Origin of the sequence: Bradyrhizobium sp. SZCCHNS3016 (assembly GCF_032484535.1) — a bacterium.
Lineage (GTDB): Bacteria > Pseudomonadota > Alphaproteobacteria > Rhizobiales > Xanthobacteraceae > Bradyrhizobium.
Window position 1 is genome coordinate 95,450 of the sequence record NZ_JAUETE010000019.1, and the last position, 16,920, is coordinate 112,369.

Annotated in this window: 19 protein-coding genes and 1 pseudogene; 11 read left to right on the top strand and 9 right to left on the bottom strand. The window is 65.9% G+C overall.

Annotated elements, in window-relative coordinates; all coding sequences use genetic code 11:
• The first annotated feature begins 18 nt into the window (after nucleotides 1–18).
• Genes gspG through QW881_RS28760 form a run of 8 tightly spaced genes read left to right on the top strand, consistent with a single transcriptional unit; the run spans nucleotide 19 to nucleotide 5,280 of the window.
• Nucleotides 19–501 carry a type II secretion system major pseudopilin GspG gene (gene gspG, locus QW881_RS28725; RefSeq protein WP_316159152.1) on the top strand — a complete coding sequence of 161 codons (483 nt, stop codon included), beginning with the start codon at nucleotides 19–21 and terminating at the stop codon, nucleotides 499–501.
• Entirely contained in the window at nucleotides 494–958 is a 465-nt protein-coding gene (locus QW881_RS28730; protein WP_315758220.1) for a prepilin-type N-terminal cleavage/methylation domain-containing protein, read from the top strand. The genes gspG and QW881_RS28730 overlap by 8 nt, the downstream gene beginning before the upstream one ends.
• Nucleotides 951–1,349, top strand: coding sequence for a type II secretion system protein (locus QW881_RS28735; protein ID WP_315739564.1), 399 nt, complete (start codon nucleotides 951–953; stop codon nucleotides 1,347–1,349). Before QW881_RS28730 ends, QW881_RS28735 begins: the two co-directional genes overlap by 8 nt.
• Entirely contained in the window at nucleotides 1,349–2,068 is a 720-nt protein-coding gene (locus QW881_RS28740; RefSeq protein WP_316159153.1) for a type II secretion system protein, read from the top strand. The genes QW881_RS28735 and QW881_RS28740 overlap by 1 nt, the downstream gene beginning before the upstream one ends.
• The gene (locus QW881_RS28745) at nucleotides 2,068–3,018 is read left to right on the top strand and encodes a type II secretion system protein GspK (RefSeq protein WP_316159154.1); all 951 of its coding nucleotides are present in this window, start codon (nucleotides 2,068–2,070) and stop codon (nucleotides 3,016–3,018) included. Before QW881_RS28740 ends, QW881_RS28745 begins: the two co-directional genes overlap by 1 nt.
• On the top strand, nucleotides 3,015–4,091 hold the full coding sequence (locus tag QW881_RS28750; RefSeq protein WP_316159155.1) for a PilN domain-containing protein: 1,077 nt from the start codon (nucleotides 3,015–3,017) through the stop codon (nucleotides 4,089–4,091). Before QW881_RS28745 ends, QW881_RS28750 begins: the two co-directional genes overlap by 4 nt.
• A complete protein-coding gene (gene gspM, locus QW881_RS28755; RefSeq protein ID WP_315758216.1) occupies nucleotides 4,088–4,657 on the top strand; it encodes a type II secretion system protein GspM in 570 nt (189 codons plus the stop codon). Before QW881_RS28750 ends, gspM begins: the two co-directional genes overlap by 4 nt.
• The gene (locus QW881_RS28760; RefSeq protein WP_315758215.1) at nucleotides 4,657–5,280 is read left to right on the top strand and encodes a hypothetical protein; all 624 of its coding nucleotides are present in this window, start codon (nucleotides 4,657–4,659) and stop codon (nucleotides 5,278–5,280) included. Before gspM ends, QW881_RS28760 begins: the two co-directional genes overlap by 1 nt.
• Before the next feature lie 19 nt (nucleotides 5,281–5,299).
• Here the strand turns inward: QW881_RS28760 and QW881_RS28765 are convergent, their stop codons facing one another.
• Genes QW881_RS28765 through QW881_RS28785 form a run of 5 tightly spaced genes read right to left on the bottom strand, consistent with a single transcriptional unit; the run spans nucleotide 5,300 to nucleotide 8,945 of the window.
• Nucleotides 5,300–5,791 carry an A24 family peptidase gene (locus tag QW881_RS28765; RefSeq protein WP_315758214.1) on the bottom strand — a complete coding sequence of 164 codons (492 nt, stop codon included), beginning with the start codon at nucleotides 5,789–5,791 and terminating at the stop codon, nucleotides 5,300–5,302.
• A gap of 46 nt (nucleotides 5,792–5,837) precedes the next feature.
• A complete protein-coding gene (locus tag QW881_RS28770) occupies nucleotides 5,838–6,458 on the bottom strand; it encodes a HupE/UreJ family protein (protein ID WP_315758213.1) in 621 nt (206 codons plus the stop codon).
• The gene (locus QW881_RS28775; RefSeq protein ID WP_315758212.1) at nucleotides 6,455–7,066 is read right to left on the bottom strand and encodes a HupE/UreJ family protein; all 612 of its coding nucleotides are present in this window, start codon (nucleotides 7,064–7,066) and stop codon (nucleotides 6,455–6,457) included. The genes QW881_RS28770 and QW881_RS28775 overlap by 4 nt, the downstream gene beginning before the upstream one ends.
• Before the next feature lie 17 nt (nucleotides 7,067–7,083).
• Nucleotides 7,084–8,064 carry a HupE/UreJ family protein gene (locus QW881_RS28780; protein WP_315758211.1) on the bottom strand — a complete coding sequence of 327 codons (981 nt, stop codon included), beginning with the start codon at nucleotides 8,062–8,064 and terminating at the stop codon, nucleotides 7,084–7,086.
• Nucleotides 8,061–8,945 (bottom strand): peptidylprolyl isomerase, encoded by an 885-nt coding sequence (locus QW881_RS28785; protein WP_315758313.1) that lies wholly within the window; start codon nucleotides 8,943–8,945, stop codon nucleotides 8,061–8,063. Before QW881_RS28785 ends, QW881_RS28780 begins: the two co-directional genes overlap by 4 nt.
• A gap of 281 nt (nucleotides 8,946–9,226) precedes the next feature.
• On the opposite strand from QW881_RS28785, the gene QW881_RS28790 reads away from it, so the two are divergent.
• From QW881_RS28790 to QW881_RS28800, 3 genes are all read left to right on the top strand, one after another.
• Nucleotides 9,227–11,251, top strand: a complete 2,025-nt coding sequence (locus QW881_RS28790; RefSeq protein ID WP_315758210.1) for a hypothetical protein — start codon at nucleotides 9,227–9,229, stop codon at nucleotides 11,249–11,251.
• 118 nt (nucleotides 11,252–11,369) lie between these two features.
• Nucleotides 11,370–11,699: a hypothetical protein gene (locus QW881_RS28795; protein WP_315758209.1), complete on the top strand. Its 330-nt coding sequence runs from the start codon at nucleotides 11,370–11,372 to the stop codon at nucleotides 11,697–11,699.
• 129 nt (nucleotides 11,700–11,828) lie between these two features.
• Entirely contained in the window at nucleotides 11,829–12,416 is a 588-nt protein-coding gene (locus QW881_RS28800) for a 2OG-Fe(II) oxygenase family protein (protein ID WP_315758208.1), read from the top strand.
• A gap of 4 nt (nucleotides 12,417–12,420) precedes the next feature.
• Here the strand turns inward: QW881_RS28800 and QW881_RS28805 are convergent, their stop codons facing one another.
• From QW881_RS28805 to QW881_RS28820, 4 genes and pseudogenes are all read right to left on the bottom strand, one after another.
• The gene (locus QW881_RS28805; protein ID WP_315758207.1) at nucleotides 12,421–15,048 is read right to left on the bottom strand and encodes a spermidine synthase; all 2,628 of its coding nucleotides are present in this window, start codon (nucleotides 15,046–15,048) and stop codon (nucleotides 12,421–12,423) included.
• A gap of 703 nt (nucleotides 15,049–15,751) precedes the next feature.
• Nucleotides 15,752–16,012: a pyocin activator PrtN family protein gene (locus QW881_RS28810; RefSeq protein ID WP_315758312.1), complete on the bottom strand. Its 261-nt coding sequence runs from the start codon at nucleotides 16,010–16,012 to the stop codon at nucleotides 15,752–15,754.
• Between the two features lie 299 nt (nucleotides 16,013–16,311).
• A pseudogene (locus QW881_RS28815) lies at nucleotides 16,312–16,595 on the bottom strand (IS3 family transposase); the annotation flags it as partial.
• A 125-nt stretch (nucleotides 16,596–16,720) separates the two neighbouring features.
• Nucleotides 16,721–16,920, bottom strand: a 200-nt coding sequence (locus tag QW881_RS28820; protein WP_316159156.1) for an integrase core domain-containing protein, incomplete at its 5' end; no start/stop codon positions are given.

The window sequence follows — 16,920 nt, forward strand, 5'->3', positions numbered from 1 at the left end:
GACATCAAGGAGAACGACATGAGATCGGATACGCAGATCGAGCCGTCCACGAGGGCCGGGCGCGAACACGAGCGCGGCTTCACGCTGGTCGAGATGCTGGTCGTGATCACGATCATCGGGCTGATCATGGGGCTGATCGGTCCGCGCGTTCTGAACTATCTCAGCGAATCCAAGACCAAGGCAGCGCGGATCCAGTTGCAGAGCTTTTCGGCGGCGCTCGACCTGTTCTATCTCGATGCCGGCCGCTACCCCTCGACCTCGGAAGGCCTCGGTGCGTTGGCGCAACGGCCGGCCGGACTGAGTACCTGGAACGGTCCTTATCTCAGGGGCGGGGCCGTGCCGAAAGATCCGTGGAACACGGCCTACGTCTACCGCGCACCGGGCGATCACGGCCCGTATGACATCCTGTCCTACGGTGCCGATGGCCAGGAGGGCGGCAGCGGGACGGCGGCGGACATCGTCCTGGGAACGCAGACCCAGACGAGCGCGCGCAGTGAGTGACAACGGCCAGCGCGGCTTTACGCTGCTCGAGATGGTCTGTGTGCTCGCGATCGTCGCGCTGCTGGCGTCCGTCGCGCTGCCTTACCTGCCGCGGCAGACATCGCGGCCGCGGCTGCAGGCCTATGCGCTGCAGGCCGCGACACTCCTGAAGTCGGATCGTGCCTCGTCGATGCGCATCGGCACGCGCGTCGACACCGAGATCGACACGTCGCGCCGCCTGATCCGCTCCGGCAGCGGCGCGGCTGCGCTGAAGCTGCCCGACGATGTCGCGTTTCTGGCAACGTTGCCGCGCAGCTGCCAGCATCGGCCGGTGCTGGCGACGATCAGCTTCTTTCCTGACGGACTGTCCTGCGGAGGAGCGATCACATTGTCGCGCGCCGAATTGAGCCTGGAGATCAGGGTCAATTGGCTGACGGGGAGAATCGACATTGTCTCGCGCGCGCTCGCCAATGGTTGAGACCGCTGATCGCAGCGAAGCCGGCTTCACGCTGATCGAGGTGCTCGTCGCCCTCGCCATCGTCAGCGTGTCGATCATCGCCATCGGTGCCGTGGTGTCGCGCAACGCGGCCAGTGTTCGCAAGCTCGAGCAGCATGTCACCCTCGTCACCGACATGAGGCTGGCGCTGGCCACATTGCTGGCCGATCGCGGCCGGCTGCAGCCGGGCAGCACCGATCAGCGCTCCGGGTCCGGCGCGGTGGTGCTGCAGGTCAGGCCGCTCGGCGGTGATTGGAATGAACCGGCCGGACAAACCGGGTGGATTCCGGAGGCGGTGACCTTGCGCGTCAAGACCGGCTCGGGCGCCATGGCCGATGTGCAGACGGTCCGCCTCGCGCGAGGAGCGCGCTGATGATCCTCCGATCCGATCGGCCGCAACAGCAGGGCTTCGCGCTGATCGAGGCGCTCGGCGCGCTCGCGATTGCCGGCATCGTCTTGTCGGCGCTGGCCGCAGTGACGTCGCAATGGCTGCCGGCGTGGAAGCGTGGCCTGGATCGCGTGCAGCGCGCGGAGATGGTGGCCGCTGCGCTGCGGCGGGTCGGCGATGATTTCGCCGCCGCGCAGTTTGTTTCGGCCAATCGCGCGCAGAAGGGGCCGTTGTTCGTGGGTGACGAGGTCTCGGCGACGTTCGTACGCGCCGAGCTCGGCCCCAATGCAGGACATGGTCTCGATGTCGTGCGCATCGGTGAGGAAGGGAGAAGGGGCGAGCGCGCTCTGCGGCGATCGCGTGCCGCGTTCGATCTGGTGTCGGTCGGCCAGCCAGTGACCGAGCATTTCCGGTTCGGCGATCCCGTGGTGCTGTTGTCTGCGCCGTTCCGCATGTCGTTCGCCTATGCTGATAGAACGATGGCGTGGACGACGGAGTGGCGCGATGCGACCAGGCTGCCGTCCGCCGTTCGCATGACGGTGTACGACGACAGCCGCGGCGGCGCCGCGGTTCTCGTCAGCGCTGTCCGTATTCAGGTCGATGCGCCGGGCGGCGGCTTTGCCGATACGGGAGCGGGCGGCACCGCGAACCAGCCGGCCGCGGCCGAGCCGCCGCAACCAAACAAGAGCGAGCCGATCGATTGATGCCGGCCCCTTCCGTCACCAGAGGTTCTGCCGACGGGCGCGGCGTGCAGGATGGCTTCATCCTCATCGCGGCGCTGTGGATGCTTGCGGCTCTGGCGGCCTTCGTCGTGGTCGTCTCGCAGCAATTGGGAAGCTCGGCGCGATTGCTGCGGCTCGAAGACGAGGCGGTCGAGGCCGATGCGCTGATCTCGGCGGCCATCGAACTCTCGGCCTATCGTCTGCTGCTGTCCAAGGACGAGGAGCGGCTGAGACAGGGCGGTTTTCGGCTGGCGCTTGCAGGCAACGACATTGCGGTCTCGTTCGTCAACGAAGCGGCGCGGATCGATCTCAACACCGCGTCGGAGGACATGCTCGAAAATCTCTTCGTCACGTTGGGCGTCGACCGGGACGCTGCCAAGGATCATGCCGAGCGGGTGGTTGCTTGGCGCTCCAAGCCATCCGATGCAGCCAAGGTGCAGGCGGAGGAGGCGCGCTATGCGGCGGCCGGTCTCAAGCGTGTCCCGCGCCTGGCGCCGTTCGCGCATGTCGGCGAGCTGTCGCTAGTCCTCGGCATTCCCGCATCGCTGGTCGATCGGGTGCTTCCGTTGGTGACCGTTTTCAACGGCTCTCCCGGCATCGATCCGACGATCGCGGCGCCGGAAGTCGTTGCCGCATTGCCGGGAATGACACCGCTGATTTTGAAGGATTTCCTCAACGTGCGGGCGTCGCTGTCACAGGATGCCGATACGCTCGCCAAGACGCTGGGCCCCGCCGCGAAGGATGCGGCCAAGGGCAAGAGCAAGAGCAAGGCCTATCGGCTGCGCATCGTCGTCGGTCCGGCGCGCGGGCTTCGTCATGCGGCGACGGCGGTGATCGTTCCCGGCGAAGGCGAGGAGCCTTATCGGCTGCTGGCGCGCCAGGACGACGGGCCGCAACCGAGGGGAGCGCTTCAGGCGCGGAGAATGCCATGAAGCTGACCGAAGCGATCGAGCGCGGACTGACGGTGTGGACGGCGAGCGTCGCGACAGCGATCGAAGCCGTGGCCGATCGGCAGCTCAGACGTCCGCGGATCCTGATCCGCTACGATCAGCCAGAAACCGTCGTCATGACGGTGCAGGCGCCGCCGAAGGCGAAACCGACGCTGGCGCCAGCAAGGGTGAATCCGGCCGCGGGCGCAGCGCATGTCGGGCTCTCGCCGGAGTGGCTGCGAACGCTGCGCGGCGCCGCGCTGGAGATTCATCTTGCCGCCGAGAGCGTCCTGATCCGCCCCCTCGACTATCCAAAGCAGGCCGAGCCGTTTCTCGACGGCATGATCCGGACCCAGATCGGCAGGCTGACGCCGTGGAATCTCGAACAGGTCCTCTACGGTTACAGCGCCCCGCGCACTGCCAATGACCGGATCGCACTGACGCTCGCGGCGACGCCGCGGGCTCTGGTCCAGCCCTTGCTCGCCTTGGCCGATCAGGTTGGCGCCGCCAAGCTCGTCATCACGACCGACGTCGGCTCAGGCTCACCCGATGCCGCCCCCATCCAGATCTTCAAGACGTCGCTGCGCTCGTCGCTCGCCGGCGGCCGCGATCTCGGGCGTGTGCTCAAGCTCGGCTGGCTGTCGATGGCTGCGACCACCGCGATGCTGCTGATCACGACGACATTGATCGGCGGATATGTGGATGGCGAGCTCGAAGATGCGCAGGCGCAGGTCGCGCGGCTGCGTGCCGCCTTGCGGCCCGCGATGGGCGCCACCGCTGCCGACGGGCTGCTCGCCAAGCGCAAGCAGACCAGCCCCGCCAGCGTCATCGTGCTCGACACGCTGTCGAAGATCCTGCCCGACGGGACGTATGTCGTCGAGATGCATATTGAGAACGATCGGCTGCAGATCTCCGGCCTGACCCAGGATGCGCCCGCGCTGATTGGGCTGATCGAGCAATCGCCGCAGTTCAGCCGCGCCACCTTCTACGCGCCGACGACGCGCATCGCCGGGGAAGCGGGCGAGCGCTTCCATATCGAGGCGCGCATCAATGCCTATTTCGGAGACCGGGCATGAACTGGTCGACATCGCTGCGCCGAATCTTTGTTAACTCGCCGGCCGCTTCTGCGATCCTCTATGCGGTGACCATCGTCGCGCTGCTCTGGCTTGGTGCTGCAGCGGTCGTCGATCTCGTCGCCAAGCGCGACCAGCTCAACGACACCAACGCGCAGCTGGCGCAGTTTTCCGGACGCAAACGGCCGGGCGGAAGTTCGGCCGCGGGCAGCGCGACGGCTCCGGGCGGATCGGTGTTCGTCGAGGGACGAACGGTCACCATCGCGGGCGCGGCGCTGGTGCAGCGCCTCACGGAGGCGATCAGCAAGGTCGGCGGCAGCGTGCTGTCGACCCAGGTCGAGCTGCCGGCGGCACGCGCCACCACCAACGCCAACCTGATCAGCGTCGTCGCCAGCTGCGAGCTCGAACAGCCGGCGCTGCAGCAGCTGCTCTATGACCTCGAAGCCGGATTGCCGTTTCTCTTCGTCGATCAACTGCACGTGCAGCAGCCGCTGGCGGCTGCCGCCGGCGGCGTGGGGCGGCTGACGGTGCTGGTCACCGTGTCGGGCCAATGGCAAGGAAAAATGTGATGCAATCGTTCGTCGGCTCAGGTCTCGTCACCGTTGCTACCGTGTGCATTCTTATAGCTTCGCTCGGCCGGGCGTGGGGCGAGACGGCGGATGGTCTCGAGCCTGCTTCGCCTGTCCAGGCCGCGCCATTCGATTCCAACCGGCCGGCCGCTGCTGCCAGCGTGCAAGTCCCGGCTGGCACGAGCGCCAATCCGCTGTGGGACATTCCCATCAGCGCTCTCTCGGCGACGCGCGACCGTCCGATCTTCTCGGCCTCGCGCCGGCCGCCGCCGGTTGCCGCACCCGTCATGGTGATGCAAGCGCCGCCGCCTCCGCCGTCGAGAGAGCCGGAACGACCAAACCTGCAACTCGTGGGCACGGTCATCGGGGATGAGGAGAGCTTCGGCATCTTCGTCGATGCCTCGTCGCAGGCATCGCTGCGCTTGCGGGTCGGCGCCTCGCATGAGGGGTGGGTGCTGCAGTCGCTGCGACCGCGCGAGGCCTCGCTGCTGAAGGCACCGGAGACAGTCACCTTGCAGATGCCGCAGCTCGGCACAGCCGGCAGCGGCGATGTGCAGGCGGGACCGACGACCCCGCCCGCGCCGCCGGGCGGACGCGAGCGGATGGCGAGGCGGGCGCGCTGAGTTCCCCGGCTCACCGCAATCAAAAGGTCACGAGCAATTCGCTCCCGGTGGCCTGCAGGGCGAGCACGGCGAGCAGGCCGAGGACGAGGAACGGGCCGAACGGTAGCGCCGTCTGAGCTGTCAGCCGGCGGCCCGTGACGGAGAGCGCGAGCGCCGCGGCGAGTGCTGTCGTCGTGGCAATGAGCAGCAGGATCGGCAGACTCGGCAGGCCGGCCCAGAACGTTGCTGCCATGAGAAACTTGACGTCGCCGAGGCCCAGTCCCTGGCGGCCACGGGCCACCGCGTAGAGGTGGCGCAGCAGCAGCAGCGCCACACCGACGGCAACGGCTCCGGCGACATTCCAGAGCGCCTCGGGCAGATCGACGAGCGCCGCGGTTCTTAGAAGGCCGCTGGCGGCGACCAGCGCATTCATCCAGTCCGGCAGCAGGCCGCTGCGCAGATCCGTCCAGATCAGGCCGGCGCAGGTCAGGAGCAGCACGAGGATGGAGAGAATGTTGATGGCGTTCGTCACGCGATGTGGGGACTAGCGTTGTCGGATCGCCCGAGCATAAGCCTGCTCAGGCTGCGAGCGATAGTCCCGCCATCATCAGGCCGATCGCGGCGACCCAGCCACCAACCGCGCGCACCGCGATCCCGCGCCAGCTCGACACCGGCTCGGTCTCAGGACGCCTGAAGGTGACCGCCAGCGCCATCACCAGGGTGATGGCGACGTAGCCTGCACTGGCGAGACCGGCGGCGTAGAGGAGTCGGTCGGTCTGCGGCACGAGCTCGCCGGCGTTCGCGGCGCCGCGCATCACGCCGAGCACGAATGCGATCGCGCTCAGCAATGTCACGGGAATGCGCAGGGCCGCCGCCAGCAGCAGCCCGAGAACGAGAATGGTCGCGGCGTCGACGAGCGGCGACGCCGGGGCGACACCCGATCCGGCGGCGAGCGCAAGCCCCGTGCACAGACCGAGCGGAAACACCACGACCAACCAGCGTCCGCTCGCCGTACCGAGCGAGCCGGCCAGCAATCCGAGCGCGACCCAGACCACGACGTCCTGCAGGGTGAGCAGCGGATGCAGGGCGCCGGCGTAGAAGTCGCCGAGCCGGGCCGATACGATGTGGGCATCGGCGATCTGCGCCTGCGTCAGCAGCAGCACCGATGCGAGCAGTGCCGTCCTGCGGAACGTGCTCATGCCGCGACTCCCAGGCTGGCGACCAGGAAGTAGCCGCCGAGCGCGGCGATGGCTGCCCCGACGCCCTGGATGATCCGCTCTCCGCACGGCCAGCGCGCGAGCGCGCCGATGGTGATGCCGCAGGCGTGGAGAAGCCCGGTCGCGACCACGAAGCCGCAGCCATAGGCCAGCGGATTCGCCGCCGTCGGAAGCTCGACGCCATGCGCGTGGCCATGAAAGATGGCGAAGATCGCAACGATGACGGCCGCAACCGCGAACGGGACACGGATGCGCAGCGCGACCGCAAGCCCGAGGACCAGCGCCGAGAGCGCGATGATGAGCTCCGGGACGGGCAGCCCGATCTTGAGGATTCCCAGGACGGCACCGAACGCCATCACCAACGGGAAGACGACCGGCAGGATCCAGATCGCAGCGCCGTCGAGCTGCGCGCCCCAGATGCCGACTGCAACCATCGCGACCAGATGATCCAGCCCGGTCAACGGATGCAGCAGGCCGCTGGCCAGCCCGCCGCCGACGCCCGTCTGCTCGTGGGCAAGGCTCGGATTCGCTGTCAGCAGCGAGAGCAGCGCCGCACCCAACACGGTGCGCAGGAGTTTGCGCGCGATCATGTACGTCCCATTCGTCATCATGCGGCCGCCAGAACCCGCACCAGACGGCCCAGGAACCAGAACATCGACACTGAGCCGATCGCATAGGCCGGCAGCTCGGCGCCCCATCGCGGCAGCGCCGCGCCGAGGCGGCGATGCGCCCAGATCAGCGCCAGCACCAGCAGCACGAACAGGATCTGTCCGATCTCGACGCCGACATTGAAGAAGAGCAGCGCCGCAGGCAGGATCCGCCGCTCGAGCCCGAGCCCGGCCAGCGCGCTGGCGAAGCCGATGCCGTGCACGAGACCGAAGCTGAAGGCGACGGCCCATGGATAGCGGGCGGTCAGCCCGGTCTCGCCGCGCTGCTGTTTGACGATCTCGACGCCGACGAACACGATGCTGAGCGCGATGCACGCATTGAGCGGCCCCTCGGCAACGCCGATCCATCCGAACGCCGTTGCGGCGAGCGAGGCGCTGTGGCCGATCGTGAAGGCCGTGATCGTCTTGAGCAGGCGCCAGCCGCCCTGGACGATCCAGATCAGCCCGAGCACGAACAGCAGGTGATCGGCGCCGAGCAGGATGTGGTCGATGCCGAGATTGACATAGGTCTTCGCAAGCTCGAGCCAGGTCTCGAGCGTCGGCGCGTCGGTGCCGAGCACCGTTACGACCGGATTGGCCGCCGAGATCGTGTAGCTGCGCGTCTCTGCAGCCAGGGACGTCACACGGATGATGGCTGCCGACATGTCCTCGCCGAGATTGGCGATCGTCATCTGTCCGACGAGGCCCTTGTCGCCGCAATTCAGCTCCGGCAGGCGCAGGTAGCAATGCGGGGGCATCTTGAGATCGATGCGGTTGACGCCATCCTTCGGCAAGGTCGTCCATCGCCCGATATAGACGCCGGAGCGCATCTCGCGAAACTCGAGCACGGCGATCGTCGCCTGATGCGCAGCCGCCGGCCGCCCAGGCAGCAGCGCCGCGAGCGCGAGCACGATGGCGAGCAGGGCGCGCGCGCTGGTCACGGCTCGTACCTGATCGTGTAGTTGGCCTTGAGCCGGCTCACCGCCTCCCATGCCCGTTTCCGCGTCTCTTCGGTGTGCCAGATCTTGGCCGCCTCGGCGCTGACGTCCTCGAGTTTCGCCGGAGCGCCCGGCGTCCGGGCGTCGAGACGAACCACGTGCCACCCGTCCTTCGACTGCAGCAAGGTCCATTCCTGGAGGGGCGCCTTGAGCAGGCCGTCGCTGAAGCCGTCGCCGAAGCCGGCGGCCAGGCTCGGCACCGGTCGGTCGAGAACCGCGCGCGTCTGATCGCGCAGCTCCTCGGATTCGCGCTGCTCGCGAATGTCGTCCAGGTAGCGCCGCGTCGTCGCTTCGTCGCTGGGTGGCGTCATGAAGAAGCTGACACGCTCGGGCTCGTCGAACCGCGCATGATTGTCGGCGAACCAGGCGCGCAACTGCTCCTCGCTCGGCTGCGGCACGCGCACCTGATCGAAGATCAGATATTGCAGCTTGAACGCGACTCGGTCGCGGATCATCTCGTCGCCGCGGTCGACGCCGAGCATCTTGCCTTCGCGATAGAGGATTTCGCTGGCGACCCAGGCCTCGACCATCTTCTGCAGCTCGGCCTCGCTCGGGGTCCGCTGCTTGTCCTCGTCGAACGTGTCGACGAAGGACTGGCGCAGTGCCTTGGTCACGGTGATGACCTTCTCGTCCTTCGCCGGCGGGTGGATGATGGCATCGGCCGCAAAGATCAGGCCACCGAGAACAAGGAAGTGCAGGAGTGGCTCCCTGCTGAGCCCGCGCAGGGCGGTCACGGATGATGATCGCGCAGGGGAAGAGCTGTTGCCATCTTGCTGATTGGAGCGTGCAGAGGCGCTCTCGAAGGTCTGCGCCGCATTCGACATGGCAGGGGCTGACATACGTTCTTTACAACTCGGACCGCGCTCGCTGCGCGGCGCGTATATGCAACGGCACACTTGCCGTTGTCACCGGGCAAACGTCAGTGTCACAAAAATTTCGCAACGACTGCAGACCGCGATGTTCGTGGGGAAGGCACCGGCAAAAATAAATCCTTCAACAAACTGTCTCCGAGTTTTGGTTTGGTCGCGCCGCGAATGACGACGGCGCATCGGTCGCGTTGTCATCTCGGTTTGGAGATCGATCGAATTCTTTAGGGGCGACGATAATGGTTCCATCTACCAAGACAATCCTGCTGACAGCGGCCTCGGTCTCGCTGGCCCTGTCACAGAGCGCCGACGCTGGGGAGCGTTGGGGGGAAACGAGCAAGAACAATCCGTATGTCGCCGGCGACATGCACAACCACAACACCTGCACCGACGGTTCGGTTGCAGCCGGCTATGCGATCGACCGCTCGGTCGGCAAGGGCACCGCGGCTGCTGGCGGCAACAATTTCGATCTCGACTGGTTCACGCTCGGCAACCACGGCGGTTCGGGCAACCGCGATTGCCGCTTCAGCGATGCGAGCGCCAACATCCCGGGCGACAATACGACGACGTATTGGAGCCAGACGCTCGGCAAGACCATCGACGGCATTACGATCACCAGTCTGAAGGGCACGCCCAACGGCACCGGCACCAGCGCCAAGATGTGGCGCTGGCAGTCGATCAAGGAGATCGAGTATCCGACCATCGTAAATCGCACCGCGACCTACAACAAGGTGCTGGTCGAGGGCCTGGAGTGGATCCTGCCCGGCCACGAGCATGGCGACGTCGCGGTGATCGCCGGCCAGAACCCGCGGGGCTACGGCAATGCGGACAAGATGGCCGAGTTCGAATATCGCTTCGACCGCGGGGACACTGACGCGATCGGTCCGGTCGATGCCAGCAACAACCCGGTCTGGGCCGGGAAGGACAATGTCAACAATTCCGGCACGGCCGGTCACCAGAAGGCCGTTGCCGGCATCGCCTGGCTGCAGGCGAACCATCCGCTGCAATCATACGCGGTGCCGACCCATACCGAGCGGCAAGGACCGTTCAACGCGAACGGCTCGGCCGGCTACAACATCGAGCACTTCCGTGACTTCAACAATGCCGGCCCGACGGTCGCGTTCGGCATCGAAGCCCCGGGTCACATGGCCGAGGGCGGCGTGAACGGCGGCTCAGGCTCCTATGGTTCGGGCGCGGTCGGCGGCGGCACCTACGGCATGCAGGGCGTCTACACCGCCAAGGTTGGCGGGCTGTGGGACGGTCTGCTCGGCGAAGGCCGCAACTTCTTCCTGTTCCAAAGCTCGGACTGGCACAGCCGCGGCGTCTATGGCGCGCGCGATCCCAGCACGACGGCGGACTTCATCCCCGGCGAGTACACCAGGCTGTACGTGCCGAACGAGCGGCGCTTCTCCCAGCAGTCCATCATCGACGGCATGCGTTCGGGCAACTCCTATTCGGTCAACGCCGACATCATCGACTCCGACATGGAGTTCCGTGCGAAGGGGGAGTGGGACGACGACTGGAAGACGATGGGCGAGACGCTGGTCGTGCGTCCCGGCGAGAAGGTCACGCTCGAGATGGAGATGACCGTTCCGGCGTCGAACAACAGTCCGTACAGCTTCAACAATCCGCTGCTGCTGCCGGTCGGCATCAAGCAGCCGTTGAACAAGCCGTCGCTCGACCACGTCGATCTGATCACCGGTGACATCACCGGCCCGATCGCGCCGGGCGCCCCGGGCTATGCTGTGGCCAATGCTAGCGGTGTCGCGGGCGCGGCCATCGTCTACAACCCCTCGGCCAAGATCGCGAAGCAGATCCAGGCGACCAAGATGCAGAGCCGCAAGCTGCGCAACGGTTCGGTCCGGCTCAGCTTCAGGACCACCTTCATCGCGGGCAAGACTCCCTTCTACATCCGCGCCCGCGGCACCAACATTCCGCCGGCCACGCCGAACGTGTCCGACAGCGCCGGCAATCCGCTGCTCGATGCCAGCAACGCCACCGTCAGTTGCACGGATCCGGCATGTCCGTCGCACCTCGGCACGGTCGGCGGCGTGAAGAAGGTGACCAACGACGTGCAGGCCTGGTCGAACGTCTGGTTCTATGCGAACCCGATCTTCGTCCGTCCGTACGATGCGCCCAAGCTGCTGGTGGAGAAGAACAAGGAGCTGGCGCGAAAGCTGGCTCACGACCATCACCATTGGCACGACTGGGATCATTGGGGCCATTGGGGCCACTGGGGTCGCTGGGCCTTCAACCGCGACTGATTGATCGGCATCGATCCGGCGGGACGATACCGCCCCGTCGGATCCTGCTCGCTCCGAGCGCCGGTTTGCGAACCGGTGCTTCGTCTTTGAAACCTGTGCCCTGGGGTTCGCCGACGTGATGCCTCGCTTGTCCGCCGTGATTCTCGCCGTTCTTGCCCTCACGACCGTCGTCGCATCGGCGCATGACGAGGAGCCGACGCAGGAGGTCTGCGACGCCGCGGTGGCCGAGGCACGTGCGCAGGCGGCGACCTTGCCGGCGGACGACGTCTCGCGCTATTTCGCCGAGCGGGACATTCAGCAGGCGCTGGTCGAGGCCGGCAATGGCGAGTTCGATGATTGTGTCGAGAAGGCCGAGCGGGCCGTGCTGGAAGTGCGCGACCGGCCCCACAGCCTGAAGCCCGGCGAGCGGCTCAACATTCTTCGGGCCGACGAAATGCCATCGCGCTGACGGGCGCGCGCCGCGTCTCCACTCTCGTCATCCGGCTGTCATGCAAGTCGGCAATTTGTCGGTCCTGTTGCGGCGCGTGCAAGGCCTTGAGACATGGACCAGATCGAAGCTCTTTTCCCGATACCGTTGTTGCGTTCGCCCGGGCTCTTGAGCGCCGAGCTCAAGGACGCGGCGGTGGCAGCCATCCGCAATTCGAAGATCGAGAACAATCTGCGGTCCGGACAGCTGTTCCACACCGAGGTCGCCGATCCCCGCGCCAACAATCTGTTTCAGACCATCGCCGAGCTCGCTGTGCCCAAGCTGGTCGATTTCGGCGAGCTGATGTTCGGCGAGAAGCTGCGCTGGACGGTCAAGGAGATGTGGACGAACATGCTGGAGAATGGCGGCAACCAGACCCTGCACGCCCACGCCAACAGCTTCATCTCGGGCATCTTCTATCTGACGCCGTCGCATCCCGGCAGCCGCACCGTGTTCGTGCGGCCGCCCGGTGGCAGCGATTTCTCGTTCCGCCATCACACGCGCAGCGCCGCGGTTGGCCCGTTCAATGCCGGCAAATACGTGCTGCCCGAGGCGGAGCCGGGCGATCTCGTGCTGTTCCCCAGCTATCTCTATCACGAGGTGCCGCGCAATCAGGGCGATCAGCGCATCACGATCGCCTTCAACGCGATTCCTGATCATCTGGACTGCTGGGGCTACCGCGTCAGCTTCTCGTCCTGACGCGCTACCGTTCGAACTCGCGCGACAGCAGGTCGCGCGCGTCGCGTCGCGACGGCGCGGCGGCGTCGATCGCCCGAAGCAGGCGTTCAGCAGCCGCGCGATCGGATGCAAGCAGCGCTTCTGCCATGCTCATCAGCGGCGCATAGGCCGGCTCGAACTCGGCGCTGGCGCGAATGGAATCGAGGAGGCCGGGTGCGGCGGCTGCAATGAGCGCCGGCCCGCGCGGCTCTCCGGTCAGCGCGGCGCCGGCCTGGATGAATCGGTTACGGGCCCGCCAATAGGCACCGAGCCGTTCCTCCCACATTCCGCGTTTCGAATCTTCCAGCAACTCGACCGTGTCGGTCTTTGTCTGGCTGAGGACCGTCAGCAGCAATTGCCATGGGGCCGCCGAGAGAGCGTGGACATTGCCGCGCGCGTCGAACGTGACGAACGGGAAATCATCGGTGTTGCGCGATCCCGGACCGGCGAAGCTCGCGAGCGCTTTGGCGCCGGCGACATACTGGCCCAGAAGATCGATCGGCTGATCGAAGCCGAGCGGTTGAATGATCGGGTGAAACTTCCGGTCGGAGAACCGTGCGGCGACGAACCCGGGGTCGATTGGGCTTGGGGCGCCTGATCCGATCAGAGCCAGCATCGGCGTGCGCACGCTGTAATGGTTCAGCCAGGCGGACCCTTGTGGGAAGACTGCGAGAAAGCTTCTGACGATCGCGCGCAGCGACGGCGCATCGAGCTGATAGAGCGGCAGCCACTGGCAGAACACGCCCTCGGTCGCCAGTCGCCGCTTGACGGCCGCGAAATGTTCGACCGTGTACAGCGCGCCGCTGCCATCGAGCGCCGGGTGGAACAGGTCGGCCACGATCACGTCGTAGCGTCCGTCATCGGCGATGATGAAGCGCCGGGCATCGGCAACGGAGATCGGCGGCCTTTCCTTCTCGGCCGCGGGGTTGTCGAACCAGGGCAGCAGCGCGACGACCTCGGAGGACAGCTCGACTGCGCGCACGTCGAGGCCCGGCATCTGCGCCGCGCCGAGCACGGTCGCGCCGGTGCCTACACCGAGGAAGAGGGCGCTGCGCGGCGCTGGATGCAAGAGCAGCGGCAGCATGGCCTGGCGGAAATCGGATCGCACCGAACTGGTGCCGCCCATGCGGAAGTGGCCGTTCACCTCAAGATAGCGGGCTCCCGAGGCGTCGTCGACGACGCTCGCGGTCGCCATCGGTCCCTCGCGCACGACCAGAAGCTTGCCGCCCGGCGGGACCTTGATGAGCAGGGGGGCGGGAAGCCACAACAGCGCGAGTGCAAGTAGAGCGGGCGCCGCCGCCCAGCGCAGCGCAGCGCGTTGGGGCTGCAGCAGCAGAAGATATCCGACGGCAACGAGGACCAATGCTCTCCAAGTGCCGAAAGCGGGAATCAGCAGCTGTGCCGCGACCAGCGGCGCAATGGCTGCGCCGACGCTGTTGATGCCGACGGCCCAGCCGACCGATCCCCTGACGTTGCGGACATCCTGCATGAGCTGGCCGAACAAGGCGCCCATCGCCATCGCGGGCAACAGGAACAGCGCCAGCGCGAGTCCGAGCTCGCCGGCGACACCGAGGCTCGCCGCGCTGTCAGCGACGTCGCCAAGCAAGGGCGTCACGAGCGCCGTGCCGAGGCAGACGAGCGCGGTGCTGCCGATCAAGGCGGTTCTGCCGAGCGCAACCCTCGGCCCGACGCGCTGCCAGATCATGCCGCCCATCGCGGTGCCCAGCAGATAGGCGGCCAGCAGACAGGCGAAGCTATAGACCGTGTCCTGCATCATTTGCGCGGCTAGGCGCACGACCAGCACTTCGAACGCGATGCCGAGCAGGCCGGTGACGAACAGCGTTCCTGTCAGGCGGAGGTCGGCGACAGCGGGCTCGCGATCATCGCGCGCCCGAGGGTCGACCTGCACGGCTCGGCCGAGGCGAAGCGACGCCAGCGCGCAGGCCGCATTGACGGCTGCCAGGCAAAGCAGCGTCGTCGACAATCCAAGCGCGGGGATCAGCACGAAGGTGGACAGCAGCGTGCCGGCGACGGCGCCGGCCGTGTTCGCGCCGTAGACGCCGGCGCTGACGGGCCGCGGGCCACGCGCCGCGGACATCATCCGTTCCAGCGCGGTCAGCGTCCCGCCCATCGCAACCGTCGCCGGCAACAGCACCAGCGTCGGCAGCAGGAAGCTCGCGCTCCATAACAAGACGGGGGAGGGCGCCGTGCCGAGCAGCGGCGCGAGGGCGCGCGCGCACGCGGGAAGCAGCCAGATCGCACACAGCCCCCACAGGCCGATGACCGCTTCGAGGACGGCATACACCCGGTGCGGATTGGCGGCGCGGCGGATCCGGCCATCGAGGACGAAGGCGCCCACCGCCAGTCCGGCGAAAAATCCTGCGATGGCGCCGAGCACGGCCATCATCTCCGTGCCCAGGGCGAGGGCGAGCTGGCGCGTCCAGACGATCTCATAGCCCAGCCCGGCGAGCCCGGATGTTGCAATCAGCAGCTTCAGCGCCCTCAGCCGAGCCGTGCTCCGGCAGGCGACGGGACCGACGCCGAGAGACCCGACGCCTTGCTTCTCCGCGATCAGATCATTGTCGCACGGGCCTGCATGGCCTGCTTCGGTCAAGATTCGGTACCCGCAATTCCCGCGATCGGTCTTCGGATGCAGCGCGCCGTGCGGGCGCAGCTCCGAGCACTGGATCAAGCTCGGCTGCCCGGCCGCCAAGGTCGGGATCGTTTCCTTGTGTTCGCGTTACGTGACGGTGGTTTGACAGAAGCTGCGGGAGCAGCCGTACGGCGCAGACGGTTGTATCGCATGAGGCTCGTCAGGGAGCGATGATCAGACGCAGCCGCGATTTGCGGAACGTTGCGGTCGAATTCGGTAAACCATCGATCCTCTCCGATCCGACATTGTTGTGCTGCGCACGAAAAACGGGTCGAAATCGGTGGAAACCGGTGTAAATGCGCAGTGATCGGGCGGCTTTGGTACGCTTCTAAATGGCTGATGTCTCAAATAAAACAGTGAAATCAACGTCTTGGCGCTTCTCCGTCGCCCCGATGATGGATTGGACCCGCTACTAAGGAAAAACCTCGAAAGTCAAAGGTTTAATGTGGGTCTTTCCAGCCATGTCGTACCGTTTGTTGTACTGGCCTCGCACACAGCCTCCGGGCGCTCCAAGGGGACGATTTCGATTGGCACGAGAAGCGCATAGAGGTGCGCCGCGTCGCTTTGAATTGGCAGCCGACACTCAGAGAGTGCGGGTGCGTGAGGCGGGGGGAGGCGCTGACGGCGCAACGCAGGTCCTATGCCAGCGGACCCGATCGGCGCTTCAGCGTATGATGGCGTTCAATTCCTTACGGGCAGCCTCAACCCGGGCATCCAAGTATTGGGCGAGATCCACGAGATGCACGCCTTTCGCGCATTTCTGGCTGGCTTCCATCCGTACCAGAGGAATCGGAATTTCTCCTGCGCCAATCTTTTGGACAAGCTTTGTGGAGCTCAGATGCGAAAAGTAATCCCGGCAGACGTCTTCGATCGGAACGATAGCTTTTCCACCGTACTGCGCCATCAGAAGAAATGCGGTACTCATGACCAGAATGCGCGTCGTCACGTTTGGTTTGGAGCTGACCTCTGCATACTGATCGAAGAATTCCGAACAATGCAGATTATTGGGGGCGAGATCGAACATTTGGCTAGCGAAGAGCAAGAAAGGCAAATTGTTTGCCGACCGTGCAGAATGCGCGACCCGTCAATTTCTGTCGCTGAGGTCGACTGTCTATGGATCTGAAGGTTGGACGTTCGAATCGTTCCGGGCGCGTCATTCAAATCAACAACTTTGCGAAAGTCACCGTTTGAGACCCGAAGACTAAAACGGTTCTTCAAACGGTGGGTGCAGTCGTCGACCACGGTCAAGATGTGGAAGCGCCGGCCTTCGGTCATCTGATCCGACACGAAGTCGAGCGACCAGCGATCATCATCGGCGCTCGTGTGCCGAGGGCCCGCTTGCGGCCACCTCTGCGGCGCACCGTGAGCTGTTCCTCCCGGTACAGCCGGAACAGCTTCTTGTGATTGACCAGGTAGCCCTCCCGCTTGAGCAGGACGTGCATGCGACGATAGCCAAAGCGGCGGCGCTCATAGGCGATCGCCCTCATGCGCTGCCGCAGCCCGGCGTCAGCTAATGCGCACTGCAGGTTTCCGCCTCAACTCGCTTGCGGAGCTCGTCGCATTGATTCGCGATCAACTGGGTCTGTGGTCCAAGGATTTGCGCGCTGTTTCCACCTGACCTTGCCCCCAAGTTTTATCCAGGTCTGAGTTCGTTCGGGCGGTTGGATGTGCCCATCCGGGCGGTGGTAGCGGCGGGAGCTGGCGCGGAGCTCTCGGCATAGCGCAGCGCTAGATCCCGATGCGGATTGCAGGTGGTGGCGAACTCGGATGGCGTCTTCCATCCGAGCTGGGAGTGCGGTCGAGCGTCGTTATAGTCGGCCTGCCAGCATCGGA